Annotated in this window: 16 protein-coding genes; 3 read left to right on the forward strand and 13 right to left on the reverse strand. The window is 64.4% G+C overall.

Annotated features, from left to right (window positions below; translation table 11 throughout):
- Positions 1-56: 56 nt before the first annotated feature.
- Genes AU381_RS19105 through soxG form a run of 3 tightly spaced genes read left to right on the forward strand, consistent with a single transcriptional unit; the run spans position 57 to position 3,929 of the window.
- Positions 57-398: a sarcosine oxidase subunit delta gene (locus tag AU381_RS19105; RefSeq protein ID WP_064243318.1), complete on the forward strand. Its 342-nt coding sequence runs from the start codon at positions 57-59 to the stop codon at positions 396-398.
- The gene (locus AU381_RS19110) at positions 395-3,388 is read left to right on the forward strand and encodes a sarcosine oxidase subunit alpha (protein WP_064243319.1); all 2,994 of its coding nucleotides are present in this window, start codon (positions 395-397) and stop codon (positions 3,386-3,388) included. The genes AU381_RS19105 and AU381_RS19110 overlap by 4 nt, the downstream gene beginning before the upstream one ends.
- Positions 3,381-3,929 carry a sarcosine oxidase subunit gamma family protein gene (soxG, locus tag AU381_RS19115; RefSeq protein WP_064243320.1) on the forward strand — a complete coding sequence of 183 codons (549 nt, stop codon included), beginning with the start codon at positions 3,381-3,383 and terminating at the stop codon, positions 3,927-3,929. The genes AU381_RS19110 and soxG overlap by 8 nt, the downstream gene beginning before the upstream one ends.
- 286 nt (positions 3,930-4,215) lie before the next feature.
- On the opposite strand, the gene AU381_RS19120 is transcribed toward soxG, so the two are convergent.
- The 13 genes from AU381_RS19120 to AU381_RS19180 all read right to left on the reverse strand — a co-directional run bounded on the left by AU381_RS19120 (position 4,216) and on the right by AU381_RS19180 (position 26,271).
- Positions 4,216-4,704: a MaoC family dehydratase gene (locus tag AU381_RS19120; protein ID WP_064243321.1), complete on the reverse strand. Its 489-nt coding sequence runs from the start codon at positions 4,702-4,704 to the stop codon at positions 4,216-4,218.
- A 77-nt stretch (positions 4,705-4,781) separates the two neighbouring features.
- Positions 4,782-6,746: a glycogen debranching protein GlgX gene (gene glgX / locus AU381_RS19125; protein WP_064243322.1), complete on the reverse strand. Its 1,965-nt coding sequence runs from the start codon at positions 6,744-6,746 to the stop codon at positions 4,782-4,784.
- Positions 6,747-7,033: 287 nt separating this feature from the next.
- On the reverse strand, positions 7,034-8,662 hold the full coding sequence (locus tag AU381_RS19130; protein WP_064243323.1) for an alpha-D-glucose phosphate-specific phosphoglucomutase: 1,629 nt from the start codon (positions 8,660-8,662) through the stop codon (positions 7,034-7,036).
- A 5-nt stretch (positions 8,663-8,667) separates the two neighbouring features.
- Positions 8,668-10,110 (reverse strand): glycogen synthase GlgA, encoded by a 1,443-nt coding sequence (glgA, locus tag AU381_RS19135; protein ID WP_064243324.1) that lies wholly within the window; start codon positions 10,108-10,110, stop codon positions 8,668-8,670.
- A 9-nt stretch (positions 10,111-10,119) separates the two neighbouring features.
- On the reverse strand, positions 10,120-11,382 hold the full coding sequence (glgC, locus tag AU381_RS19140) for a glucose-1-phosphate adenylyltransferase (protein ID WP_064243325.1): 1,263 nt from the start codon (positions 11,380-11,382) through the stop codon (positions 10,120-10,122).
- A gap of 114 nt (positions 11,383-11,496) precedes the next feature.
- Positions 11,497-13,707: a 1,4-alpha-glucan branching protein GlgB gene (gene glgB, locus AU381_RS19145; RefSeq protein WP_064243326.1), complete on the reverse strand. Its 2,211-nt coding sequence runs from the start codon at positions 13,705-13,707 to the stop codon at positions 11,497-11,499.
- Positions 13,704-16,169, reverse strand: a complete 2,466-nt coding sequence (locus AU381_RS19150) for a glycogen/starch/alpha-glucan phosphorylase (RefSeq protein WP_082910225.1) — start codon at positions 16,167-16,169, stop codon at positions 13,704-13,706. Before AU381_RS19150 ends, glgB begins: the two co-directional genes overlap by 4 nt.
- 271 nt (positions 16,170-16,440) lie before the next feature.
- On the reverse strand, positions 16,441-17,682 hold the full coding sequence (locus AU381_RS19155) for a vWA domain-containing protein (protein ID WP_064243327.1): 1,242 nt from the start codon (positions 17,680-17,682) through the stop codon (positions 16,441-16,443).
- A gap of 173 nt (positions 17,683-17,855) precedes the next feature.
- Positions 17,856-18,734: a transglutaminase family protein gene (locus AU381_RS19160; protein ID WP_064243328.1), complete on the reverse strand. Its 879-nt coding sequence runs from the start codon at positions 18,732-18,734 to the stop codon at positions 17,856-17,858.
- Between the two features lie 264 nt (positions 18,735-18,998).
- Complete coding sequence (locus tag AU381_RS19165) at positions 18,999-21,407, reverse strand: circularly permuted type 2 ATP-grasp protein (RefSeq protein ID WP_064243329.1); 2,409 nt, start codon at positions 21,405-21,407, stop codon at positions 18,999-19,001.
- A complete protein-coding gene (locus AU381_RS19170) occupies positions 21,408-24,734 on the reverse strand; it encodes a transglutaminase family protein (protein WP_064243330.1) in 3,327 nt (1,108 codons plus the stop codon). It abuts the gene before it with no gap.
- Between the two features lie 252 nt (positions 24,735-24,986).
- Positions 24,987-25,751 carry a VOC family protein gene (locus AU381_RS19175; protein WP_064243462.1) on the reverse strand — a complete coding sequence of 255 codons (765 nt, stop codon included), beginning with the start codon at positions 25,749-25,751 and terminating at the stop codon, positions 24,987-24,989.
- Between the two features lie 46 nt (positions 25,752-25,797).
- Positions 25,798-26,271, reverse strand: coding sequence for a DUF1579 domain-containing protein (locus AU381_RS19180; protein WP_064243331.1), 474 nt, complete (start codon positions 26,269-26,271; stop codon positions 25,798-25,800).
- Between the last annotated feature and the right edge of the window lie 13 nt (positions 26,272-26,284).

Here is a 26,284-nt window from a genome sequence, read left to right on the forward strand (position 1 = left end):
AGCGACCTTGGCGCCTTGTGTCGAAGGCGCGGCGCTCTAACGCGAGGACATTCCAGATGCTTCTGATTTACTGCCCCTACTGCGAGGAAGAGCGCTCCGAGCTCGAATTCCGCAACGGCGGCGATGCCCATATCGCCCGCCCCACCAATATCGCCGAGATCAGCGACGAAGAATTCGAGGCCTATTTCTTCCTGCGCGACAATCCCAAGGGCGTGATCTTCGAGCGGTGGCGGCACATCCACGGGTGCGGCCGCTTCTTCAACGCCGCCCGCGATACCGTCAGCGACCGGTTCCTCACGACCTACAAGGCCGGCGAGCCGAAGCCTGACCTCGATGCCGAACCGAAGACGAGCGCCGAGGTCGAAACCTACGAGGCTCTGGAAGGAGCGGCCCAATGAGCGGCGTCAATCGCATTTCGGGTGCGGGACGCCTGACGCCGGCCCGCACCGCACGCTTCACCTTCGACGGCCGCACGCTGACGGCGCTCGAGGGCGATACTGTCGCCTCGGCGCTGATCGCCAACGACATTCACCTCGTCGGCCGGTCGTTCAAATATCACCGGCCGCGCGGCATTCTTTCCGCAGGTGCCGAGGAGCCGAATGCGCTGCTCGATGTCTCTCGCGACGCGGCCCGGCGGCAGCCGAACGTGCGCGCGACCGTGCAGGAAGTCTTCGACGGCATGAAGGTGTCGTCGCAGAACCGCTGGCCGTCGCTCGCCTTCGATGTCGGCGGCTTCAACGATCTCCTGTCGCCCTTCTTCGCCGCCGGTTTCTACTACAAGACCTTCATGTGGCCGAAGGCGGCGTGGCACAGGCTCTACGAGCCCTTCATCCGCCGGGCGGCCGGTCTCGGCGTGGCTCCGACCGAGCCCGATCCGGATCACTATGCGAGCCGTTACGTCCATTGCGATGTGCTGGTCGTGGGCGCCGGCGTCGCCGGTCTCGCGGCCGCACTCGCTGCGGCAAAGGCCGGCGCCAAGGTCATACTGTGCGACGAACAGCCTGAAGTCGGGGGGGCGCTCCACCACGACACGGGTACGGTCGTCGACGGCAAGCCGGGCTATGCCTGGGCACAGGAGACCGGAAAGGCGCTGGCCGGCATGGAGAACGTGACCGTGCTGCCGCGCACGACGGCCTTCGGCTATTACAACCACAATTTTGTCGGCCTCGTCGAGCGGGTGACGGACCATCTCGCGGCCGTCGACAAGACGCTGCCGCGCGAGCGGCTCTGGCAGGTACGGGCCAAGAAGGTCATCCTCGCCAACGGCGCGATCGAGCGCCACATGGTCTTCGCCAATAACGACCGGCCGGGCATCATGCTGGCATCGGCGGGCCGCACCTATCTCAACCACTTCGGCGTCGCGGTCGGCAAGCAGGTCGGCATCTATACCGCGCATGATTCCGCCTACGAGGCCGCATTCGACCTCAAGAAGGCCGGCGTCGCGGTTCCGGTGATCGTCGATTGCCGCGAAAGGCCGGGTGATGCGGTGCTGGAGAAGGCGAGACACCTCGGCATCGAGGTGCTGAAGGGGCACTCCGTCGTCAACACGACGGGCAAGCTTCGGATCGCCTCGATCACCGTCGCCCGCAACGGCGGCGGCGGTGCGCGCAAGATCGCCGTCGATGCCCTCCTGGTCTCGGCCGGCTGGACGCCGTCTGTGCACCTCTTCTCGCAGTCGCGCGGCAAGGTGAAGTTCGACGCGGCGACGGAGCGGTTCCTCCCCGGCACCTATGCGCAGGACTGCCTGTCGATCGGCGCCTGCAACGGCACCGACGATCTCCAGGCGACGATCGACGAGGCGCTTGCCGCCGGCGAGCTGGCCGCCCGGGCTGCCGGCGCCGAAGGCGGTGCGCAGGTCGCTCTTACCGGTCAGAACGCCTTCGAATGGACCGGCGGCATGATCGGGGCTGCCGAAGGGGCGGGACCGGATACGACCGTCAAGGCGTTCATCGACTTCCAGCACGACGTCTGCGCCAAGGACATTCGCCTTGCCGTGCGCGAGGGCATGCATTCGGTGGAGCATATCAAGCGCTTCACCACCAACGGCATGGCCTCCGACCAGGGCAAGCTTTCCAACATGCACGGGCTCGCGATCGCGGCGGAAGCGCTCGGCAAGGGGATCCCCGAAGTGGGGCTGACGACCTTCCGCCAGCCCTATACGCCGATAACCTTCGGCGCGATCGTCAACCACTCGCGCGGCAGCCTGTTCGATCCGGCCCGCAAGACGCCGATGCATGCCTGGGAGGAGGCGCAGGGCGCCGAGTTCGAGGATGTCGGCAACTGGAAGCGCGCCTGGTTCTATCCGAAGGCGGGCGAGGACATGCATGAGGCGGTCGCCCGCGAGTGCAGGACCGTCCGCGAAGTGGCTGGCGTCTTCGACGCGTCGACGCTCGGCAAGATCGAGGTGGTCGGCCCCGACGCCGCAAAGTTCCTCAACTTGATGTACACCAACGCCTGGGACAACCTGAAGCCCGGCCGCTGCCGCTACGGCATCATGCTGCGCGATGACGGTTTCGTCTATGACGACGGCGTTGTCGGCCGGCTGGCCGAGGATCGTTTCCATGTGACGACGACCACCGGCGGCGCGCCGCGCGTCCTGCAGCACATGGAAGACTATCTGCAGACCGAGTTCCCTGATCTCAAGGTGTGGCTGACCTCGACGACGGAGCAATGGGCCGTCATCGCCGTGCAGGGACCGAAGGCGCGCGAGATCATCGCACCGCTCGTCGAAGGCATCGATCTTTCGAACGAAGCCTTCCCGCATATGAGCGTTGCCGAAGGCCGCATCTGCGGCGTGCCGACCCGGCTCTTCCGCATGTCGTTCACCGGCGAGCTCGGCTTCGAGGTCAACGTCCCGGCCGACTACGGCCAGGCGGTCTGGGAGGCGATCTGGGGCCGTGCCGAGCCGATGGGCGCCTGCGCCTACGGCACCGAGACGATGCACGTGCTGCGTGCCGAGAAGGGTTACATCATCGTCGGCCAGGACACCGACGGCACCCTCACCCCCCACGACGCCGCGCTTTCCTGGGCGGTCTCGAAGAAGAAGCCGGATTTCGTCGGCATCCGCGGCCTGAAGCGGCCCGACCTCGTCAAGGACGGCCGCAAGCAGCTCGTCGGTCTCCTCACCAAGGATCCGAAGGTGGTGCTGGAGGAAGGCGCGCAGATCGTCGCCGACCCGAACGAACCGAAACCGATGACCATGCTTGGCCACGTGACGTCGTCCTACTGGTCGTCGAATTGCGGCCGCTCGATCGCGATGGCGGTCGTCGCCGGCGGCCAGGCGCGGCTCGGACAGACGCTCTACGTGCCGATGGCCGATCGGACGATCGCCGTCGAGGTGAGCGACATGGTGTTCTTTGACAAGGAAGGAGGTCGCCTCCATGGCTGACCAGGCAATTCGCAAAGCTCCGCTCGCCGGTCTCAGGGGCGGCTCGCACGCAGCGATCCTCACGCCGGCCGCACCCGCCTCGCGTATCTCGTTGCGCGCCGGCAAGGACGCGGTTCCGGCGCTCTCTGCCGCCCTCGGCGTGACGCTTCCGCTCAGGCCGAAGACCTCGGCGTCGAGCGGCAAGCGCCATGCGCTCTGGCTCGGTCCGGACGAGTGGCTGGTGATCGACGAGGACGACGCCGACCTGATGGCCGCCGCCGGCTCGAGCGGCGCCCTTCATTCGGCCGTCGACGTCTCGCACCGCAATACGGCTATCATCGTCAGCGGACCGGGGGCGGAAGTGGCGATCAACAGCGGCTGCCCGCAGGACCTGTCGCTCGGTCTTTTCCCGGTCGGCGCCTGCTCGCGCACCATCTTCGGCAAGGCGGAGATCGTTCTCTTGCGCACTGCCGAGGATACGTTCCGCCTCGAGTGCTGGCGGTCGTTCGCTCCCTTCGTCTTCGGCCTGCTTTCCGAAGGCGCTGAAGACGCGGCGCACTGAAGCGGCGCGTTGTCGAGCTTAAGCGGCGGAGCGATCTGCCGCTTTTCTTTTGTCCGCCTTTGCTGTGCATTGGCCCCTCATCCGCCTGCCGGCACCTTCTCCCCGCAACGCGTCCGCAACGCGGGGAGAAGGGAAGTGCCGCGCCGCCTTGGTCCCCTCTCCCCGCCCGCGGGGAGAGGGCTAGGGTGAGGGGCAAAAATGCCTCGCTCACTTCTCTTTGCTCGAACGTCCTGGGATCGGCTGCTGTTCGCAAAACGCCTTGCCGACGGTCTCAGCCAGCCTACCGTCAGGCATCCGCCGGCCGGTCCTTCGGGTCGAACTGGATGATCGTCTGCCACACCGCCGTCAGGGCCGGCTTGCGTTCGCCTTCGACTTCCACGGTCGCGTCATAGGTGATCATCAGCATGCCGGCACCGCGGAAGCGGGCATCGGCCATGGTGAAGCGGCCGCGCACCCGTGCGCCGCTCTTGACGGGCGCCATGAAGCGCACCTTGTCGAAGCCGTAATTGATCCCCATCGTCTGCTCGCGGATCTTCGGTAGGCAATTGTAGTTCATTGCCGAGAGCAGCGAGAGCGACAGAAAGCCGTGCGCAATCGTGCCGCCGAAGGGCGTTTCGGCCGCCGCGCGCTCGGGATTCGTGTGGATGAACTGGAAGTCGCCCGTCGCCTCGGCAAAATTGTCGATGGTCTTCTGGGAAACGGTGATCCAGTCGGATACGCCGATCTCTTTGCCGATCAGATCTCTTACGTCGGAAAGTGAAATGTCTTGCGGCATGTGCTTGTCCTGAACCAGCGGCCTCCCTAACGATCTATAGGCCGGCCGGGCAATTTCTAGCAAGTGGCGGTAAAACTTTAGAAAACCTCGACCAGGAAGGTGACTGAACGCGCCGGGGCGCAGGCCGGCAGCGCCACGCCCGTAAGGGCGTCGCGCCATTCGCCGTCGAGGCTCGGGGGCGGCCTGAAGGGGTGCGGCGCATGGCTGCGGTTGATGACCACGGCGAGCCGGGTCGATCGCTGCTGTTGCCGATCTCCCGTCGCCAGCACCATGATAAAGTTGTCGGTCGCCGGATGTTCCCAATCCTCGACGGTCATCGGACGGCCGTCGAGCCGCAGCCAGTCGACGTCGCCCTGTCCGGTGAAGAAGGATGTCTCGACGAAGACCCCGAAGCGGCGGCGCATGGCGGAGAGCGCAGCCGTGTGGTCGACGAGTTGCTGGTCGAGCGCCTCCCAGTCGAGCCAGGTAATCGCATTGTCCTGCGCATAGGCATTGTTGTTGCCGTGCTGGCTGCGGCCGCCCTCGTCGCCTGCCGCCAGCATGATCGTTCCGCGCGAGGCAAACAGGCTGCCGGCGAGCGCCATGGTATCGCTCCGCCGCGCTTCCACCACCTCCGGATCCTCGGTCGGGCCTTCGGCGCCGTTGTTCCAGGAGTAATTCTCGTTGTGTCCGTCGCGGTTGCCTTCGCCATTCGCCTCATTGTGCTTGCGCGCATAGGCGACGAGGTCGAAGAGCGTGAAGCCGTCATGGGCGGCGATGAAGTTGACGCTGCGCGTCGTCGTCTCGCCCCAGCGCGAGAAGGTGTCGGAGGAACCGGTGAGCGCTGTGGCGAGCGCGCCGACGGCATGCCGGTCGCCGCGCCAATAGCGGCGGATATCATCGCGCGCCCGGTCGTTCCATTCGAGGAAGGCGGGAGGGAAATTGCCCAACTGATAACCGCCGGGGCCGGTATCCCAAGGCTCGGCGATCAGGATGCGGTCCGACAGCAGCGGATCGGCCGCGATTGCCGCGAAGAGGGCGGCGTCGCGATGAAAGCCGCCCATGTTGCGGCCGAGGATGGAGGCAAGGTCGAACCGGAAACCGTCGACGCCGGCAGCAAGAACGAAATGGCGCAGGCTGTCGAGGATCAGCCTTTGGACCATCGGGTGATCGCAGGCGATGGTATTGCCGCAGCCGGTGTCGTTGATGAGCTCGCCGGGCTGGTCGGTGACATGGCGATAATAGGTGAGATTGTCGAGGCCGCGCATCGAAAGCGTCGTGCCGTAGCGGTCGCTCTCGCCGGAATGGTTGAAGACGAGATCGAGAAGGACGCCGATGCCGGCCTTGTGCAGGGCCTCCACGGTCTGGCGCAGTTCCTTGACGCCCCGCGGCACGAGGCGCGGATCGAGCGCCATCGGCGCGATCGGGTTGTAGCCCCAGCCGTTGTGGAGCCCGAGCGGCGGCAGGTGCCGCTCGTCGATCCAGGCGACAATCGGCATCAGTTCGACGGCGGAGACGCCGAGGCGGGTGAGATGCTCGAGGACGACCGGCTCGGCAAGGGCAGAGAGCGTGCCGCGCTTCTTTTCCGGGATGTCCGGATGGAGCATGGTGAACGGCTTGACCGCGACCTCGTAGATCAGTCCACCCGGCTGGAACAGCGGCGGCTTCGGCTTGACCGCCTTGACGTCCGTCACAATCGCCTTCGGCACGAGGTCGGCCGTTTCCTCGCCGAAGACCGTCAGCCGTGGATCGTGGCGAAAGGGGCGGTCGAGTTCAATGGCATAGGGGTCGACCAGCAATTTCGACGGGTCGAACCAGAGGCCGTGGTCGGGGGAGTAGACGCCTTCGGCGCGCAAGCCATAGCGGGTGCCGAGCGGTACGTCGGCAATTGTGATGCTGTGCATGTCGCCATCCCGCAGCATCGGCAGGCGGCGCAGTTCATTTTCGCCTTGCTTGTCGAACAGGCAGAGATCGATGCGGGCGGCGGTGTGAGACCAGACGGCAAAACGCGTTCCGTCAGTCGTGCGGGTCACGCCGAGGGGTGGGATTCCGGTCGACGGCATGAAGGGCGTCCCTTTCTGGTCGTGGTCTTGCGGTTAAGATCAGTGCCGCCGGCCACCCCCTCTGGCCTGCCGGCCATCTCCCCCACAAGGGGGGGAGAAGACTCGCGGCTCGCTTGGTGCCTCAGGGGGCGTTCTGCTTGCGAAGGTCTGTCGTTGGGGCGAGGGGAAGCCGCACATATTCTCCCCCCTTGTGGGGGAGATGGCCGGCAGGCCAGAGGGGGTGGCCGGCGGCACCAGTTTGGAAAAAAAGGAGGGCCGCGCATCGCAGCCCCATTTGATCCTGAGCCTCAGGTAATAACGCTCGGCTCCTGGCGGCCGGTGCGCGACTTGATCTCGGCGATCTCGTCGGCGACGGCGATCAGGTCGGCAAGCGCTTCCTGGGTGTCGAGGTCGTGGCGCGCCGGGTCCGGCTCGAAACGTTCGATATAGACGCGAAGTGTCGCGCCGGACGTGCCGGTACCGGAGAGGCGGAAGACGACGCGCGATCCGCCCTTGAAGAGGATGCGGATCCCTTGGTTATTGCTTACCGACTTGTCGACCGGATCGTTGTAGGAGAAATCATCGGCGGTCTCGACCGTGAGCGCGCCGAAGCTCTTGCCCGGCAACGCGGCGAGCTTGCCCCGAAGCGCGGCGATCAGGCCGTTTGCGGCGTCGGAATCGACCCCCTCGTAGTCGTGGCGCGAATAATAGTTGCGGCCATAGGTCGCCCAGTGCTGGCGCACGATGTCGAGGGCGCTCTCCTTGCGGACCGCCAGAATGTTGAGCCAGAGCAGCACTGCCCAGAGCCCGTCCTTCTCGCGCACGTGGTTGGATCCGGTGCCGGCGCTTTCCTCGCCGCAGATCGTCGCCAGGCCCTCGTCGAGCAGGTTGCCGAAGAATTTCCAGCCGGTCGGCGTCTCGTAGAGACCGATGCCGAGCTTTTCGGCGACGCGATCGGCGGCCCCGCTCGTCGGCATGGAGCGGGCGATGCCGGCAAGGCCCTTGGCGTAGCCCGGCGCCAGATGCGCATTGGCGGCAAGGATTGCAAGGCTGTCGGAGGGGGTGACGAAAATGCCCTTGCCGATGATCAGGTTGCGATCGCCGTCACCGTCGGAAGCGGCGCCGAAATCGGGGGCATCGGGCGCCATCATTGTTTCGTAGAGGGCGCGGGCATGCACGAGATTCGGATCCGGGTGGTGGCCGCCGAAATCCGGCAGCGGAATGAAGTTCATCACGGAACCCTTCGGCGCGCCGAGCCGCTTCTCGATGATCTCCTTGGCATAGGGGCCGGTGACGGCGCTCATTGCGTCGAAGACGACGCGGAAGCCGCCGGAGATCAGCTTGCGGATCGCCGAGAAGTCGAACAGGCTTTCCATCAGTTCGGCATAGTCGGAGACCGGGTCGATGACCGTTACCGTCATGTCCTCGACCTGCTGCGATCCCTCAATGTCCAGATTGACGTCGGCGGCGTCGGCGATCCTGTAGCCGTCGATCACCTTGGTGCGGGCGAAGATCGCATCCGTCACCTTTTCCGGTGCGGGACCGCCATTGCCGACATTGTACTTGATGCCGAAATCCTCGGTCGGACCGCCGGGGTTGTGGCTCGCCGAAAGCACGATGCCGCCGAAGGCCTTGTATTTGCGGATGACATTCGAGGCGGCCGGAGTCGACAGGATGCCGCCGCGGCCGACGAGCACGCGGCCGAAACCGTTCGCCGCCGCCATCTTGATCGCCTTCTGGATGACTTCGCGGTTGTAGTAGCGGCCATCGCCGCCAATCACCAGCGTCTCTCCCGCGAAGCCTTCGAGCGAATCGAAAATGGACTGGATGAAGTTCTCGGCATAGTTCTTCTGCTGGAAGACCGGAACCTTCTTCCTGAGGCCCGATGTGCCGGGTTTCTGGTCGCTATAGGGATTGGTGGAGACGTCTTTTATCATCTGTCTTAGCCTTTCGCGAGAAGACCGGAGTAGAGCGAAGCATAGCGTTCCGCACTCCTGGCCCAGGAAACGTCGGACTTCATGCCCTGGTTCTGCAGGCGCGCCCATACTTTCGGCTCGCTGTATGCACGCATCGCGCGCCGGATCGCAAGACGCAAGCCGTCGGCGGTGACCGGGCGGAACTGGAAGCCGGTCGCGACCCTTGCCGACAGCGCCGCCTCGTTGGCATCGATCACCGTGTCGGTCAGACCGCCGGTGCGGGCGACGACCGGCACGCACCCATAGCGCAGACCATAGAGCTGCGTCAGTCCGCAGGGTTCGAAACGCGATGGGATGAGGATCGCGTCGGAACCCGCCTGCATGAGGTGTGACAGGGGCTCGTCATAACCCGTCACCATGCCGATGCGGCCGCGATGGCGCGAGGCGGCGGCCATGAGGGACCCCTCCAGAGCGATGTCGCCGGAGCCGAGCACGATAAGCTTGCCGCCGAGCGCCACGATATCGTCGGCCACTTCGGCCAGGAGGTCCATGCCTTTTTGCCAGGTGAGGCGGCTGATGACGCAGAAGATCGGGCCGGGGCCCGGGTCCAGGGCAAAACGCTCTTCCAGAACCCTGCGGTTGGCCGCACGTTGCTTGATCGCGGTCGGACCGTAGTTTCGGGCAATGTGCGGATCCGTTTCCGGGTTCCAGGTGTCGACATCGATGCCGTTGACGATCCCGGTCAGGTCCGTGGCGCGACTTGCCAGAAGCCCTTCCATCCCCATGCCGAATTCCGGCGTCAGGATCTCATGCGCATAGGACGGACTTACCGTGGTGATCGCCGTCGCCGTCTGCAGGCCGCCCTTGAGAAACGCGACATCGCCGTAATATTCGACGAACGGCATCGAGAAGGCTTCGGGCGGCAGGGAGAGCTCGGGGAAGACGGAAGCGCCGAACTGGCCCTGGAAGGCGATGTTGTGGATCGTCAGCACCGTCGGCATGGTCCGCGCCGAGCCGAAGCGCATATAGACCGGCGTCAGCGCCGCCTGCCAGTCGTGGACATGGACGATGTCCGGCTTCCAGCCGGGAACGACGTTGTCGCCGGCGATTTCGGCAGCCGCGAGCGACAGGGCGGCGAAGCGGCGGAAATTGTCCGGGTAGTCGCGCCCGGTCGGATCCAGATAAGGCCCGCCGTCGCGCTCGTAGAGCGCCGGTTGATCGAGTACGAGCAGGTCCAGCCCGTCGAATTCGGCCGCGAGCACGGTCGCAGGATGGCCGAACAGATTGTCGATGCCGCCGACCACCTTTTTCTTCTTGAGCTTGTGGAGCACGGCCGGATAGCCGGGCACCAGGGTGCGGGTCCGGATGCCGTGGGGAAGAAGCGCCGCGGGAAGCGCGCCGACGACATCGGCGAGCCCCCCGGTCTTGACCAGCGGGTAGACCTCGGAGGCAACGGACAGGATGTTCATACGGCGGACCTACATTCCCAACTTGTCGATCATCGTTTGCGTGATCAGGCAGACGCCGTTCTCGGACCGGCGGAAGCGCTTGGCGTCGAGCTCCGGATCATCGCCGACGACCAGCCCTTCCGGAATCACGACCCGGCTGTCGATGACGACGTTGCGCAGGATCGAGTGCCGCCCGATGGTCACGTCGGGGAGAACTACGGCATTTTCGAGTCGGGAGTATGAATTGACCCGGACGCCGGTGAACAGGAGACTCTTGTTGAGCGCCGCACCGGAGATGATGCAATCGCCCGAGACGAGCGAGGAAGTCGCCGAGCCGCGGCGGTCTTCGTCGTCGTGGACGAACTTGGCGGGCGGCTTGATTTCGGAGAAAGTCCAGATCGGCCAGGTGCTGTCGTAGATGTCGAGCTCGGGCGTAATGTGAGTGAGGTCGATGTTCGCCTGCCAATAGGCGTCGATCGTGCCGACGTCGCGCCAATAGGCCTCGCGTTCGAAGTCCGAACGGACGCAGGAGTGGGTGAAGCGGTGGGCGACCGCCTTTCCGTGCTCGACGATATGGGGGATGATGTCCTTGCCGAAGTCGCGACTGGATTTCGGATCGGCCGCATCCCGGCGCAGCATGTCCATCAGGAACTTGGTGTGGAAGACGTAGATGCCCATGGAGGCCAGCGCCATCTCCGGGTTGCCCGGGATGCCGGGCGGGTCGGCCGGCTTCTCGACAAAGGCGATGATGCGATCCTTGTCATCGACATGCATGACGCCGAAGCCTGTCGCCTCCATGCGCGGCACTTCGAGGCAGCCGATCGTCACGTCGGCGCCGGAATCGACGTGCTGCTGCAGCATCAGCTCGTAGTCCATCTTGTAGATGTGGTCTCCGGCGAGGATCACCATGTATTCGACGCCGTGATCCTCGATGATGTCGATGTTCTGATAGACCGCGTCGGCCGTACCTTCGTACCACTGCGTCTCCGAGACGCGCTGGCTCGCCGGCAGGATGTCGAAGCTCTCGTTGCGCTCGGGGCGGAAGAAGTTCCAGCCGCGCTGCAAGTGCCGGATCAGCGAATGGGCCTTGTACTGGGTCGCCACTCCGATGCGGCGGATACCGGAATTCAGCGCATTGGAAAGCGCGAAATCGATGATGCGCGCCTTGCCGCCGAAATAGACGGCCGGCTTGGCACGACGGTCGGTCAGTTCCTTCAGTCGGCTGCCGCGGCCGCCGGCGAGAACATAGGCCATGGCATCACGAGCCAGGGGTTGCGTACGTTTTTCCACCATTTGTCCTCCCCAAGATCAGTTCTTTTCGGGGACCGTCCGGCGGCTTTCTGCGACGCCTCGCGGGCCCCATGATTCATCCTGCCCGTCCGCCGGCGGTGCCGACCGACCTGCTCCTCAATCCTGCTCCAGCATCAGCGTCGCGAGCGGCGGCAGCGTGATGGTGGCCATTGTCCTTCCGTTTGACTTCTTTTCCGCTTGCACGGCGCCGCCGTTGCCCTTGCCGCTTCCTCCATAGATCTCCGCATCGGTGTTGAGGATTTCCTTCCAGCGTCCGGCGACTGGCAGCGGCACGTCGTAGCCCTCGCGGTAGACGGGGGTGAAATTGGTGACGACCGCGACCAGCTTCTCGCCCGGCGCCTTTCTCAGCCAGGCGAAGACCGAATTGTCCCGGTCGTCGGCGATCAGCCACTCGAAGCCCTCGCCCTCGCAGTCGCGCGCGTGCAGCGCCGGCTTCGCGCGATAGGTGCCGTTCAAGTCGCGGACCAGCCGCCGCATGCCTTCGTGAAGGTTGTATTCAAGCAGGTTCCAGTCGAGCTGGCGCTCTTCCGACCATTCGCGCCATTGCGCGAACTCCTGTCCCATGAAGAGCAGCTTCTTGCCCGGATAGCCCCACATGAAGCCGTAATAGGCCCTGAGATTGGCGAACTTCTGCCAATCGTCGCCGGCCATCTTGGCGATCAGCGATCCCTTGCCGTGCACGACCTCGTCATGCGACAGCGGCAGGACGAAGTTCTCGCTGAAGGCGTAGAGCAGCCCGAAGGTCATGTCGTTGTGGTGGAACTTTCGATGCACCGGCTCGCGCGACAGATATTGCAGCGTGTCGTGCATGAAGCCCATGTTCCACTTGAAGCCGAAGCCGAGCCCGCCCGTATGGACCGGATGGGAGACTTTCGGCCAGGACGTCGACTCCTCGGCGATCGTCAGGACGCCCTGATGGATGCCGTAGAGGCGGGTGTTCATCGTCTGCAGGAAGCGGACCGCCTCGAGATTTTCGTTGCCGCCATATTCGTTCGGCACCCATTCGCCGTGCTTGCGGGAATAGTCGAGATAGAGCATCGACGCGACCGCGTCGACGCGCAGGCCGTCGACGTGGAACTTCTCGGCCCAGTAGAGGGCGTTGTTGACGAGATAGGTGGCGACCTCGTCGCGGCCGAAATTATAGATTGCCGTGTTCCAGTCGGGATGGAAGCCCTGCCGCGGATCCTCGTGCTCGTAGAGCGCGGTGCCGTCGAACCAGCGAAGCCCGTGCTCGTCGGTCGGGAAATGCGCCGGCACCCAGTCGAGGATGACGCCGATGCCGACCTTGTGGCAGCCGTTGACGAAGCGGGCAAAGCCTTCCGGCTCGCCAAAGCGGGCCGTCGGCGAATAAAGACCGGTGGTCTGGTAACCCCATGACGGATCGTAGGGAAATTCGGAGATCGGCAGGAATTCGATATGAGTGAAGCCCATGTCGACGCAATAGGGGATCAGCCGCTCCGCCAACTCGTCCCAGGTCAGCATGTCGCCATTGTCGCGGCGCTGCCAAGAGGCGGCATGGACTTCATAGATCGCAATCGGCTGCCGGCGCGGATCGACATCCTCCCAGTGCTGCCGGTGCGCCGCGTCGTCCCAGACCTGGGCGATTTCGCCCGTCGTCACCGATGCGGTGTCGGGGCGGAGTTCCGAGCGCCGCGCGAAAGGATCGGCCTTCAGCGGCAGCAGCGTGCCGTCCTTGCCGAGGATCTCGTATTTGTAAGGGGCACCAATCGGCACGCCGGGGATGAAGATCTCCCAGATGCCCGTGTCGGCGCGCAGGCGCATGACATGCCGGCGCCCGTCCCAATCGTTGAAACTGCCGACGACGGAAACACGCCGGGCGTTCGGCGCCCAGACGGCGAAGTGAAAGCCTTCGGCGCCGTCATGCGCGATCGGGTGGGCCCCCAACTTGTCGAAGAGGCGGAGGTGCGAGCCTTCGCGGATGTAATAGTCGTCCATGGGTCCGAGGACCGGGCCGAAACTGTATGGATCGACCACGATCCATTCGCCGCCCTCGTTGCGAGCCCGGTAGCGGACCGGCTGCTCCTTGCGGACCGAGACGGAACCCTCGAAAAAGCCGGCGTCGTTGCGCCGTTCGAGTATTCCGATTTCCTCTCCGGATAAGGTCTCCGCAACAACCGCTTCCGCGCCGGGGATGAAGCATCGCGCCACATAGCTCATGCCGGATGCATGCACGCCGAGAACGGCAAAGGGATCGTTATGGGTGCCGGAAAGTATTGCCTCAATTTCCTGCGCCGGCAGAAAGCCTGGCGCAGCGGGCGGTTCGTCCTTGCCGGGCGGTGACGTCATCCAGCTCTCCAGATTTCGCCGGCATATTGCCGGATCGTGCGGTCGGAGGAGAACCAGCCCATGCGGGCCGTGTTGCGGATCGTCTTCGAATACCAGTCGGAGGGGGTCGTCCAGAGTTGGTCGACCTCGCGCTGTGCCTTGGCATAGGCTTCGAAATCGGCGGCGACCATGAACCAGTCATGGTTGTAGAGGCCGTCGACAAGACCCGCGAAGCGGTTGCGGTCGTCCGGTGAGAAGACGCCGGAAGCGATCGCCGAGAGCGCCTGCGACAGCTCGCGCGAGGCCTCGATGGTCGCACGCGGGTTGTGCCCCTCGGCCCGCGCCGTCGCCACTTCCTCGGCGGTCATGCCGAAGATCTTGATGTTTTCCTCGCCGACCCAGTCGCGCATCTCGACATTGGCGCCATCGAGCGTGCCGATGGTCAGCGCGCCGTTGAGGCCGAACTTCATGTTGCCGGTGCCGGATGCCTCCATGCCGGCTGTCGAGATCTGCTCGGAGAGATCGGCGGCAGGAACCATCACCTCGGCAAGCGAAACGTTGTAGTTGGGAACAAAGACGATCTTCAGGAGACCACGCACGGCCGGGTCATTGTTGACGACGCGCGCGACGTCATTGGCAAGCTTGATGATCAACTTGGCGTGATGGTAGCTCGGTGCCGCCTTGCCGGCGAAGAGCTTGACGCGCGGCACCCAGTCGAGCTCCGGATGCGAGCGGATCTGATCGTAGAGCGCCACGGCCTCGATGATGTTGAGCAATTGGCGCTTGTATTCGTGGATGCGCTTGATCTGGATGTCGAACATCGCCGATGGATCGAGCCTGATCCCGAGGCTCGCCTGGACCAGTTTCGCCAGTCTCACCTTGTTGGCGCGCTTGACGGCGGCGAAGTGCTCCTGGAAGTCCGCCTTGTCGGCAAAGGCGTCGAGTGCCTGCAGCGCTTCGGTGTTGTCGATGAACTCGTCGCCGATCGCGTCCCGGATCAGCGCGAAAAGGCCGGGATTGCATTGCATCAGCCAGCGGCGTGGCGTGATGCCGTTCGTCTTGTTGTTGATGCGGTCCGGGTAAAGACGGTGCAGATGGGCAAAAACCGTTTCCTTCATCAGGTCGGTATGAAGCGCCGAGACGCCGTTGATCGAGTGCGATCCGACGAAGGCGAGATTGCCCATGCGCACGCGCCGCTCGCCCGTTTCGTCGATCAGCGAGATGCTGCGGATCTCCTCGTCGGTCGCATGCTTCTGCCTGCGCGCCTCGATGAGGACCTTCGCATTGATCGCGTAGACGATCTGCATGTGGCGGGGCAGCAGCCGCTCGAAGAGCGGCACCGGCCAGCTTTCGAGCGCTTCCGGCAGCAGCGTGTGATTGGTGTAGGCGAAGGTCCGCCGCGTGATGTCCCAGGCCTCCTCGAATCCGAGCCCGTGGACGTCGGTCAGCAGGCGCACCAGTTCCGCGACGGACACCGCCGGGTGCGTATCGTTGAGCTGGATGGCAACCGCATCCGGCAGCGACGTGAAGTCCGGATATTGCTGCAGATGGCGGCGCAGAATGTCCTGCAGCGAGGCGGAGGAGAAGAAATATTCCTGCCGGAGGCGCAACTCCTGGCCGGCCGGCGTGGCGTCGGCCGGATAGAGCACGCGTGTCAGGCTCTCCGCCTTGTTGCTCTCGCGCAGCGCACCGATATGGTCGCCGGCATTGAAGGCGTCGAGCAGGATCGGGTCGATCGGCTGGGCCGCCCAGAGCCGCAATGTGTTGACGCGCTTCGCCCGCCAGCCGACGGCCGGCGTGTCGAAGGCGGTGGCGATCACCCGCTCTGCCGGCTTCCAGACGTAGCGCTGAACCTCTTCGTCGATATTGACCGTTTCGACGCTGCCGCCGAAGCCGATCTCGTAGGAGCTCTCCCGCCGCTCGAATTCCCATGGATTGCCGTGGGCCAGCCAGGTTTCGGGCAGTTCGACCTGCCAGCCATCGGCCATCTGCTGGCGGAACAGGCCGTGCATGTAGCGGATGCCGTAGCCATAGGCGGGGACGTCGACGGTCGCCATCGACTCCATGAAACAGGCGGCGAGGCGTCCAAGGCCGCCATTGCCGAGAGCAGCGTCGGGCTCGAGCTGGGCGACCACGTCGATATCGACGCCGAGAGAGGCAAGCGCATCACGCATCTCGTCCATCAGGCCGATATTCGTCATGGCGTCGCGCATCAGCCGGCCGATGAGGAATTCGAGCGAAAGGTAGTAGACCCGCTTCGCCCCGGTCGCATAGGTCTTGCGCGTCGATTCCATCCACTTGTCCGTGATCCGGTCGCGGGCAACCAGAATGGCGGCGGTCAGCCAGTCGTGCGGCTTTGCGACCTTCGGATCCTTGCCGATGCGGTATTTGAGGCGCTCGAGAATCTCGACGGCAAGCTGGCCCGGTTCGGAGGATCTCAGGGCCGGCTGCGGCAGTTCGTTTGTGGAGAGCCGATTCATCATGAGAACTGTCAAACCCTTGTTGCATTTCAGGAAACCGTAAGCCGAACCGGCCGGGAACAGGCATTTATGCATCGATCCGAAGCGCTTGCAACAGGTGTTTTTAAATGGATTAGATCGCTATGCCGCCCGGCGCGGATGCACTTCGCATGCTATTTCAATAGTTTCGCAGGAAGAAAAATGCCGTCCGGCAAAGGCCGAACGGCATGGCAAAAGGGCGGGTTTGCGAGATTTTTCGGGCCCCACGACCTGTGGTCCCGCCGCTCAGGGTCGGTCATTTCGTCAGGCGGGAAATCATTGCCGAGGCGCGTTCGCCAATCGCCTTGAAGGCCGCGACAAGGTCTGCGGTTTCCTCGGCCTCGAAGTAATGCGAGGTGGAGGAGGCGCAGTATCTCAGCAGATCCTGGCCGCGCTGCGGCGCCATGAACGCGACGCTATAGATCTCGACCTTGTTGGCCTTGGCGGTATCGCACCATTGCTTCGTAACCGTATCGTCATTGGCGTAATTGTTCTCGCCATCGGTCATGAAGACGATGTATTTCGTCGGCACCTGGCCGTTCTTGGCGGCATGGGCCGTGTTTTCCGTTTCAGCGCTGACCTTCTGGTAGGCCGTCTTGAAAGCACTGCCCGATGCCGTGCCGCCGGTTGCGACGAGCGCATTGACATAGGTCGCGGCACCGCTCGTACCCCAGGCGAGGTTTCCCGCGGCGTCCTGCGCGGAGTTATACGAGACTGCAGCGGTACGAACATAGATCTGATCCGGGTCCGCTACCAGCAGCTGCGCCAGCAGGTCGCTGACGGCACTCTTCAGAGCGTCGATCTTGGTGACGTAGCACGGGCTGCTGGCGGCGAGACGCGGGAACTTGCTCCAGTTGGCTTCCGTATAGTTCGGGCAACTCGTTTTCGCGGTGTTGATCGTGTTCGTCTTCCATGCCATGGAGCCGGACCGATCGAGGACGAGATACATCGACAGCGCATTCTTGGTCTCGGTGGCGCTTTCCGCCGTGGAACTGGCTGCAAGCTCGATCGAATCCGTGCCGAGCAACTGCGTCATGGCGTTGAACTCGAGAACGCGCTTGTTGACCACGGTGACCTGAAAGATCTTCCCCTTCGCACCGTTCGGTGTCTCGGTGATGTTCACCTCAAGCGTATTGACGTCGTCCCAATCGGGTGTCGACGATGCAGCGCCGGAGGAGGCTCCCTCTCCGCTTTCGGCCGGATCATCGGGCGATGTTGCGCCGCCCCCCTGGGTCCTCAGGAATTTGCGGGCGATCTCCTTGGCAGCAGCGATATCCGGCTGTTCGTCGGAGACGAGCGCGGACGCGGCCGCAAGGGCGGCCGCGTCGGTCGCATCCTGGAGCTGGTTCTTCGTCATCAGCATGTTGGCCATGTCGATGGAAACGCCGCCGGCTGCGAAAAGCAGCGGCGCTGCAACCGCCGTCATCATTCCAAAATTACCGCCCCGGTCCTTCAGCATCATAATGAAGGACCGGCCGATCACGGACCGACTTCCCATATTTGCGCACCCCCGCACGTTGTAGCCACTCATCCGTGACACTAGTGGTGATGCGTTACCGTCCCGTTGAGGCGATCACCGCAATCTTATAGGATCTGCCAGAAAGCCCCTGTTTTCAGGGGTATTCTCCGGCGCAATATGTGTGAAAACGGCGCGAGCTGTGCCGTTTGAGGTCATTCCACCGGGACGACGTCGACAGCCTGTTCGGTTGTGTGGCTGCCGTAGCTTTTCAGCACGCCGATGACCGGAGCCACGTCGCCATAGTCGCGCCCATGGCCGACGACGATATGGTCGGTGCCTGCCGGAATGTTGTTGGTCGGGTCGAGTTCCATCCAGCCGCCCGTCGTGCCGCACCAGAAGCGGACCCAGGCATGCATCGCGTCGGCACCTTCGAGCCGCTCCTTGCCGGGCGGCGGCAAGGTCCTGAGGAAGCCGCTCACATAGCCGGCGGGGATGCCGAGGCTGCGCAGCGCAACGATCATCACATGCGTGAAATCCTGGCAGACGCCGCGCTTCAGCCTGAAGGCTTCGGCGGGCGTCGTGGTGACGGTGGTCGCGTCGGCATCATAGGCGAAATCGCGGTGAATGCGCTCGCAGATGGCGGCGCCGATCTGAAGCACCGTCATGTTGTCCCCGGCGATCTCGCGCGCATAGGCGGCAATTTCCGGAGCCTCGGGCAGCAGCGGACTCGGGCCGATGAAATGGTGCGGCGATTCCGCATCGATCGACCAGGAGGAGGCGAGTTGCGAGGGCAGGCCCTCCAGCGGCGGCGAAAAATCGGCGGTGAGCGCCAATGCTTCGGCCTGTACGCGCGCCTGCATGCGAATGACCAGATCCTCATGTACGGAGCGGAAGAGGATGGAGGTGGTAGCGTTTGCGAAGAAGTCGACGCTCTCCGACCGCTCGCCCGGCGTGGGCTGGAATGTCAGGGAGCCGGCGATCAGGCGCTGGCGGCCCGGGATCGAAGCAGGCAACACGCGCACGAGATGGCGCCCGCCGCTCACCGGAACCTCGTAACCGTAGGTGATCTTCAGGTTGATGTCATAGAGCATCGGAAAGGCCGTTCTTCGTTAGATCACCTACAGTTTCGGTGGGTGGAGAAAACCCCTCCCCAACCCCTCACCACAAGGGCCCACAAGGGGGGAGGGGCTTAGCGGCCGCTGCGATCGTCTGCCACTTCCCCCAGCGCGTCGAGCACAAAGGTCGACAGGGGGGCGGAGGCGGTGCGGCGAAGATTGCCCCTCCCCATTGTGGGGAGGGGTTGGGGAGGGGTTACATATGTGCACTCGTGCGCTGCTGTGTGGCATCGTCCCGTTCTATCCGAGATAGGTTCGTGCGAGCAGGTCCGAGAGTTTTTCGATATCCTGCTCGAGCCGCTTGTAGACCGTCGCGGTCATCGCTTCCGGCGTCATCACCGCAAGGCCGGAATGAAGCCGCATCGTCTCCCGGTAAAAGGGCGACATCTGGCCGTTGACGAAGGCGTTCGGCAGCAGTTCGACCTCCGTCTTGATCTCGTTCAATTGGAAAAGGACGGAGCGCGGGTTGAGCGGGTCGAGCGCCAGAAGGTCGGTGACCGTCAAGGCGGCCGTGTTGACGTTGTAGCGGCGGCGATGGGTCATGACGCTGTCGCCGATCTCGAGCAGCATGTCATAGGCGCCGTCCGGAGCCTCCGGTCCGGACATGTGCCCGAGCAGTCTCGTCATGTGCAGGCCGCGCTCGAGATAGCGACCGATCGACAGGAATCGCCAACCGGTAAAACGGTACATGTTCTCGTGGACGAGGCCGGCAAAGCCCGCAAGCTTGCGCAAGAGAATGGTCATCGCGTGGGTCGCGTCGTCGCCCGCCTGCACGGTCGCATGAAACTTGCGCGCGGTTTTCGACAGGTCGTTCAGGGCGAGCCAGCCGTCGGGGGAGAACCGGTCGCGGATATTGCCGGCGCTGAAAAGTGCGCTGTCGATATTGGCAAGCAGGCTCGCCGGCACCGGCTGGCGCGTGCGGATGTCGAGCGCGGCGAGATAGCTGCTGACATCCTTGAGGAGCGGCATGTTCGGATCTGCCGCTTCGGCAAAGCGAGCGTGCCAGGCGCGCAGGATTCGAAGCGCCCCCTCCGCCCTCTCGATATAGCGGCCGAGCCAGAAGAGATTGTCCGCCGCGCGGCTCGGCAGGCTGCCCGGCAGGTTGCGGGTGAAGCTCTCCTCGGCCGGGAGCAGCGTCGTGCGCTCGACCGGCTTGTCGCTGACGATCCAGACATCGGCGGCCGTGCCGCCCGCCTGCATGGCGATCGCCGCGACGTCGTCGCCCGAGCCGATGCGGGCGAAGCCGCCCGGCATGATCTGCCAGCCGTCGCGGGTGCGCGCCGCAAAGACACGCAAGCTCATCGGCCGCGGCGTCAGCCGGCCGCGGACCCAGGCCGGCGTCGTCGACAGCGTCACCACCTCCTGACCGACCAGCTTGCCTCCGCCTGTCGCCAGCCATTCGGCGGCCGACGTCTTGGTGGTTTCGCGCAGCGCGGTGCCGAGCACCGATTGCCCGTTGTCGTCGAAGAAGGGCCGCGTCGAATAGGCCGGACCGATGACCATTCCCTCGATGTTGCTGGCGACGTGCTGGCGCTCCTGTTCCTGGCCGCACCACCAGGTGGCGATCGACGGCAGCTTCTGCTCTTCTCCAAGCAGGTGGCGACAGAGCGTCGGCATGAAGGCGAGGAACGCACGCGTCTCCAGAATGCCGGAGCCGATCGCGTTGACGATCGAGACGGAACCGGCCCGGAGCGCTTCGACGAGACCGGGCGTGCCGATATGGGAGGATTGATCGAGTTCGAGCGGATCGGCGAAGGAGGCGTCGAGGCGGCGCCAGAGCACGCCGATCGGCTTCAGGCCGGCGACCGTGCGCACCATCACCCGGCCGCCGACGACCGTGAGGTCCTCGCCTTCGAGCAGCATGAAGCCGAGATAGCGGGCGATGTAGGCATGCTCGAAATAGGTTTCGTTGGCGATGCCGGGCGAGAGGACGGCGATGCGGTCGTCCGGATGCAGCTTTTGCGCCTGGAGAGTATCGCGGAAAGCCCCGAAGAAGCTCGCCAGGCGATGGACGTGGGTCTCGGCGTAGAGGTTGGAAAAGGCGCGCGTCGTGGCGACACGGTTTTCGAGCGCAAAGCCGGCGCCTGATGGCGCCTCGCTCCGGTCGGACAGAACCCACCAGTTGCCGTCAGGGCCTCGCCCGATCTCGAAGGAACAGAAGTGCAGGAAGTGCCCGCCCGCCGGCTCAACGCCGACCAGCGGTCGCAGGAACTGCGGATTGGAGGCGACAAGTGCCGGCGGCAGCAGCCCTTCCCGCACAAGCCGGTTCTCGCCGTAAATATCCGCGACCACTCTCTCGAGGAGCTCGGCTCGCTGGATCAACCCCTCGGAAACGGCGGCCCATTCGGCTTCGTCGATCAGCACCGGTATGTGCGAGAGCGGCCAGCTTCGTTCGGTGTTTTCCTTGCCATAGGCCCGATAGAACACGCCGGCGTCGCGCAGATAACGGTCGGCACGAGCGAAGCGGTTGGCGAGCTCCGTTTCGTCCATCCGGCCGAGCGCGGCAAGCAGACGCTGCCAGACCGGCCGGACGTTGCCCTGGGGGTCGAGCATCTCGTCGGCGACGCCCGGCAGGGCGCGATAGCCGAATGCCGGATCGCCCTCGAACCGCCCCTTGCCTGTTGCCTCTGCCGCCTGCTTCTTCGCCATTTACACTCCTGCCGGACGCCTTAGGTCGAGCGTCAGGGGAAACTCCGCCGATGGGGCCTCAGGGCGCAGCCGATACATGCCGGTCGTGTGGCCCCAGGGTTCGAAGCGCGCCAGCCGGCGTGCCTCTGCCTCGTTGCCATTGACCGGGAACGTCTCATAGTTACGCCCGCCTGGATGCGCAACATGGTAGACGCAGCCGCCGATCGCCCGATTCGACCATGTATCATAAACGTCGAATGTAAGGGGAGTGTTCACGGGCAACACGGGATGCAGCCCGGAGGCGGGCTGCCAGGCCTTGTAGCGCACGCCGGCGACGGCGACGCCGTTCGTGCCCGTCCTGGAAAGCGGCACCGGCCGGCCGTTGCAGGTCACGATGTAGCGATCGGGATTGCCGGTCTCGAGCTTCACCTGCAGGCGCTCGACCGACGAATCGACATAGCGCACCGTACCGCCGATCGCGCCCTGCTCGCCCATCACGTGCCAGGGCTCGAGCGCCTGACGGATTTCGAGCTTCGCTTCCTCGTATTCCACTTCGCCGCAGAAGGGGAAGCGGAATTCGAGCTGTGCCGCGAACCATTCCGGCCGGAAATCGAAGCCATGCGCTCTCAGATCGGCGAGAACGTCGAGGAAATCCTGCCAGACATAGTGCGGCAGCATGAAGCGGTCGTGGAGCGCCGTGCCCCAGCGCACGAAACCTCCTTCTACCGGGTTCTTCCAGAAACGGGCAATGATGGCGCGCACCAGCAATTGCTGGGCGAGCGACATGCGCGCATTCGGCGGCATTTCGAAGCCGCGGAACTCGATGAGGCCGAGCCGTCCGGTCGGGCCGTCAGGCGAAAACAGCTTGTCGATGCAGATCTCCGACCGGTGCGTGTTGCCGGTGACGTCGACGAGCAGGTTGCGGAACAACCGGTCGACGAGCCACGGCAGCGGCGGCATGCGGCCAGCGCCGGGCGAGGGTACCTGGGCGAGGGCGATCTCCAGCTCGTAAAGCGAGTCGTGGCGTGCCTCGTCGATGCGCGGCGCCTGGCTGGTGGGTCCGATGAACAGGCCGGAAAAGAGATAGGAGAGCGAGGGATGGCGCTGCCAGTGCAGCACGATGCTCTTCAAGAGATCCGGCCGGCGCAGGAAGGGACTGTCATTGGGGCTGCGGCCACCGACCACCACGTGGTTGCCGCCACCGGTTCCCGTATGGCGGCCGTCGATCATGAACTTGTCGGCGCCAAGCCGGCTCTGGCGCGCCTCCTCGTAGATCGCCGTGGTGATGTCGACGCATTCCCCCCAGCTCGAAGCCGGGTGGATATTGACCTCGATCACGCCCGGGTCGGGCGCCACCCGGATGACATTGATGCGTTCGTCCTGGGGCGGCGCATAGCCTTCGATATGGACGGTGAGACCAAGCGCTGCCGCGGCCCGTTCGGTCGAGGCGATCAGGTCCAGATATTCCTCGATGTCCGTCGTCGGCGGCATGAAGACGCTGAGTCGGCCCTCGCGCGGCTCGACGGTGATCGCGGTGCGCACGGAGCCGCCGATCTCGTCGCGCGCGACGGGCAGCGGCGTTTGCGGCTCCTCGGAGGGCTGGAAGCGTGACTGTTGGGCGCGACCCTTCTCTTCGGTGAAATCGGGCAGGTCTGTGCGCGGAACTGTCGGGTCGAGGGGATTGATATAGGGATAGGCGGAGGGCGAGATATAGGGCAGCGAACCGAGCGGCAGGCGGTAGCCGACTGGGCTGTCGCCGGGCACCAGGAAGATGCGGCCGCGCCGGGTCGCCCACTTCTCGCTCGTCCACTTGCGGCCGAAAGCCCGTGAATTCCAGGCCTGGACCGGCAGCACGTAGCCCGTCGGCGTCGTCAGGCCGCGTTCGAAAACACGGGCGAGGCGGCTGCGTTCCTCCGGGTCCTTGAGCTTCGAGTTGGACGGATCGACATTGTTCGGCAGGTTCGCTTCCTTGACGATCCATTCGGCCGGATCCTCATAGGCCGGAACGACCATGTCCGCTGCGACGTCGAGCTCGCCGGCGATGGCGACCAGCAGGCGCTCGGCATCGCGCTCGGTCACATCGTTCCTGCCGCGCTCCTCGGCAATCAGTTCCGGCCGCTGCCAGATCGGCAGGCCATCGCGGCGCCAATAGAGCGAGAAGGTCCAGCGCGGCAGGCTTTCGCCCGGATACCACTTGCCCTGTCCGTAGTGCAGGAAGCCGCCGGGCGCGAAGCGCTCGCGCAGGCGGCGAATGAGCGTGTCGGCCTTCTCGCGTTTTGTCGGGCCGACGGCGGCGGTGTTCCACTCGTCAGATTCGAAGTCGTCGATCGACACGAAGGTCGGCTCGCCGCCCATCGTCAGGCGAACATCGTTGTCGGTCAGCACCCGGTCGACCTCGTTGCCGAGCGCGTTGAGCGCCTCCCAGCTTTCGTCCGAGAACGGCTTGGTGATGCGCGGATGCTCGGCGACGCGCGCGACCTTCATGTCGAAGGCGAAGTCCGACTGCGTGTCCGGATCGCCGAAAAAGCCGCCGGAGATCGGCGCGGCATTCCGGAAATGCGGGGTGGCGGCGAGCGGAATGTGGCTCTCGCCGGTCAAGAGGCCGGAGGTCGGATCGAGCCCGACCCAGCCGGCGCCCGGGAGATAGACCTCGGCCCAGGCGTGAAGGTCGGTGAAGTCGTATTCGGTGCCGGAGGGGCCGTCGAGCGCCTTCAGGTCCGGCGTCAGCTGGATGAGATAGCCGGAGACGAAGCGCGCGGCAAAGCCGAGATTGCGCAGGATCTGCACCATGAGCCAGCTCGAATCGCGGCAGGAGCCCCTGGCGAGACCGAGGGTCTCCTCCGGCAACTGCACGCCCGGCTCCATGCGGATGACGTAGCCGATCTCCTTCTGCAGCCGCGCATTGAGGCCGACCACCATGTCGACGGTGCGCTGACGCGAGCGATCCACGCCTTCGAGGAACGCCGAAAGCCTTTCGCCCACCGGCTCCGGCGTCATGTAGATCTTCAGGTCCTCGCTGAGGTCTTCAGGATAGCGGAACGGCCAGTGCTCGGCTTCCTCCTCGACGAAAAAGTCGAAGGGGTTGTAGACGGTCATGTCGGCGACGAGATCGACTTCGATCTTCATTTCCGTCACCGGATCGGGAAAGACGTAACGGGCGAGGTAGTTGCCGTAGGGGTCCTGCTGCAGGTTGACGAAGTGGTTTTCCGGCGAGACCTTCAGCGAGTGGCTGATGACCTTCGTCTTCGAGTGTGCGGCCGGTTTCAACCTGATGATCTGCGGTGAGAGCCTGACCGGCCGGTCATATTTGTAATGGGTCAGGTGATAGATGCTGGCCTTGATCGACATGCGGCGTTTTTCCCCTCGACGGCGGGTACGTCGCCCGCCATTCGAAAGGACTTTGTGCAATGCGATGAAAGAAAGCAAGCCGAAACCGGGCTGGTTTCGGCTGCCCTTCGATCCCCTCGCGGTCACCCCTCCCAGCGTCTCAGATGGGCGGCGGATTGATCCGGGCGAAATCCTGAAGCGCTGGACGCACGGGCGTCAGGACAGGCGAAGGCTCGCGAGAACCGAGAGCCTTCCATTCTGACGGCGTTTGCATCAGCGCTTCGGTGCAACCAGAGCGAACATTGCGCCCTGCGGATCGGTGCCTTGCACGATCCAGGCGCCGCCGGGCACCTCCATCGGACCCTGGATGATCTTGCCGCCGCCGGATGTGGCACGATCGATCGCCGCATCCAGCGCCTCGACGTTGAAGTAATAGAGCCAATAGGGGGGCGCGGGAATTTCCTTCGGCTTGGTCATCATGCCGCCGATCGGCTGGCCGTTGAAAGCGAAGATCTGGTAGACGCCCATATCGCCCATATCTATCGCCTGGTCCTTGGTCCAGTTAAACAGCTTCGAATAGAAGTCGAAGGCGGTGTCGAGGTCGCCGGCCATCAGTTCGTGCCAGCCCACATTGCCGGCGGCCATCTGGTCCATGGCTGGCGGCGGCTCGCCGGTCCCCTTGAAAAGGGCGAAGGCGGCGCCATGCGGGTCGGTGACGATCGCGAAGCGACCGACGCCGGGTATGTCGTCCGGTGCGCGGTGGACGGTGCCGCCCGCGGAGGCGAGCTTGTCGGCGGTCGCATCGACATCATCGACCGCCACATAGCCGAGCCAGGCCGGCGGCACCTTAATCTCGAGCGCGCCCTCGGGCATGGTCATCAGGCCGGCCACCTGGTGGTCGCCCATGGAGAAAAGCGTGTAGTCCATGCCAGGCATGCCCGCGTCGCGGGCGGACCAGCCGACGACGCTCTTGTAGAAGGCTTCTGCGGCCTTCGTGTCCGTCGTCATCAGTTCGTACCAGATGAATTTCCCATGCATGATTGCTCCTCCGGTTGTTGGTGCATGCAGCATCGGCCGCATCAAGCTATCGGCGGCGGTACTCCGCCCTCATCATCTCCTTCCAGCTTCCGTCTTTGGCCTGGACGCGGGCCGTCAGCGTGCGGCGGTTCGCGTCGATGAGTGTTATTCTGTCCTGATACCTGGCGGACCTGCCGGGATTTTCAAAGTCCGGGCCTTCACAATTCAGCGCGAGCGTTTTGCCGTCGTCTTCGATCTCGCCGTCATAAACCCACATATGCGTCATCATGGAGCCGACCCATGTGCCGACATAGCGCCCGGTCAGGGGATTGAATCCAAGCGTCATCAGGGTCTGGCCGGAATTTCCGTCCGGCATGGTGCCTTGCCCTTCGCAAACCAACCATAGGCCCCGCATCGAACGAACGTTCTCCACCCATGGAGCACTCGCCTCGCCGCTTCCCGTCGAATCTTCTGACGTGACAGTCCACTCGCCGAGCAATTGTTCCAGCCAGCGATGTTCTTCCTGAGGCTCTGTTTCCACTCTTACCTCCTGG

The organism is Sinorhizobium glycinis, assembly GCF_001651865.1.
Lineage (GTDB): Bacteria > Pseudomonadota > Alphaproteobacteria > Rhizobiales > Rhizobiaceae > Sinorhizobium > Sinorhizobium glycinis.

Bases quoted from the DNA above. Each gene is read 5' to 3' on its own strand.
- AU381_RS19105 (WP_064243318.1), top strand. From the start codon at position 57: ATGCTTCTGATTTACTGCCCCTACTGCGAGGAAGAGCGCTCCGAGCTC.
- AU381_RS19110 (WP_064243319.1), top strand. From the start codon at position 395: ATGAGCGGCGTCAATCGCATTTCGGGTGCGGGACGCCTGACGCCGGCC.
- soxG (WP_064243320.1), top strand. From the start codon at position 3,381: ATGGCTGACCAGGCAATTCGCAAAGCTCCGCTCGCCGGTCTCAGGGGC.
- AU381_RS19120 (WP_064243321.1), bottom strand. From the start codon at position 4,704: ATGCCGCAAGACATTTCACTTTCCGACGTAAGAGATCTGATCGGCAAA.
- glgX (WP_064243322.1), bottom strand. From the start codon at position 6,746: ATGCCGTCGACCGGAATCCCACCCCTCGGCGTGACCCGCACGACTGAC.
- AU381_RS19130 (WP_064243323.1), bottom strand. From the start codon at position 8,662: ATGATAAAAGACGTCTCCACCAATCCCTATAGCGACCAGAAACCCGGC.
- glgA (WP_064243324.1), bottom strand. From the start codon at position 10,110: ATGAACATCCTGTCCGTTGCCTCCGAGGTCTACCCGCTGGTCAAGACC.
- glgC (WP_064243325.1), bottom strand. From the start codon at position 11,382: ATGGTGGAAAAACGTACGCAACCCCTGGCTCGTGATGCCATGGCCTAT.
- glgB (WP_064243326.1), bottom strand. From the start codon at position 13,707: ATGACGTCACCGCCCGGCAAGGACGAACCGCCCGCTGCGCCAGGCTTT.
- AU381_RS19150 (WP_082910225.1), bottom strand. From the start codon at position 16,169: ATGATGAATCGGCTCTCCACAAACGAACTGCCGCAGCCGGCCCTGAGA.
- AU381_RS19155 (WP_064243327.1), bottom strand. From the start codon at position 17,682: ATGGGAAGTCGGTCCGTGATCGGCCGGTCCTTCATTATGATGCTGAAG.
- AU381_RS19160 (WP_064243328.1), bottom strand. From the start codon at position 18,734: ATGCTCTATGACATCAACCTGAAGATCACCTACGGTTACGAGGTTCCG.
- AU381_RS19165 (WP_064243329.1), bottom strand. From the start codon at position 21,407: ATGGCGAAGAAGCAGGCGGCAGAGGCAACAGGCAAGGGGCGGTTCGAG.
- AU381_RS19170 (WP_064243330.1), bottom strand. From the start codon at position 24,734: ATGTCGATCAAGGCCAGCATCTATCACCTGACCCATTACAAATATGAC.
- AU381_RS19175 (WP_064243462.1), bottom strand. From the start codon at position 25,751: ATGCATGGGAAATTCATCTGGTACGAACTGATGACGACGGACACGAAG.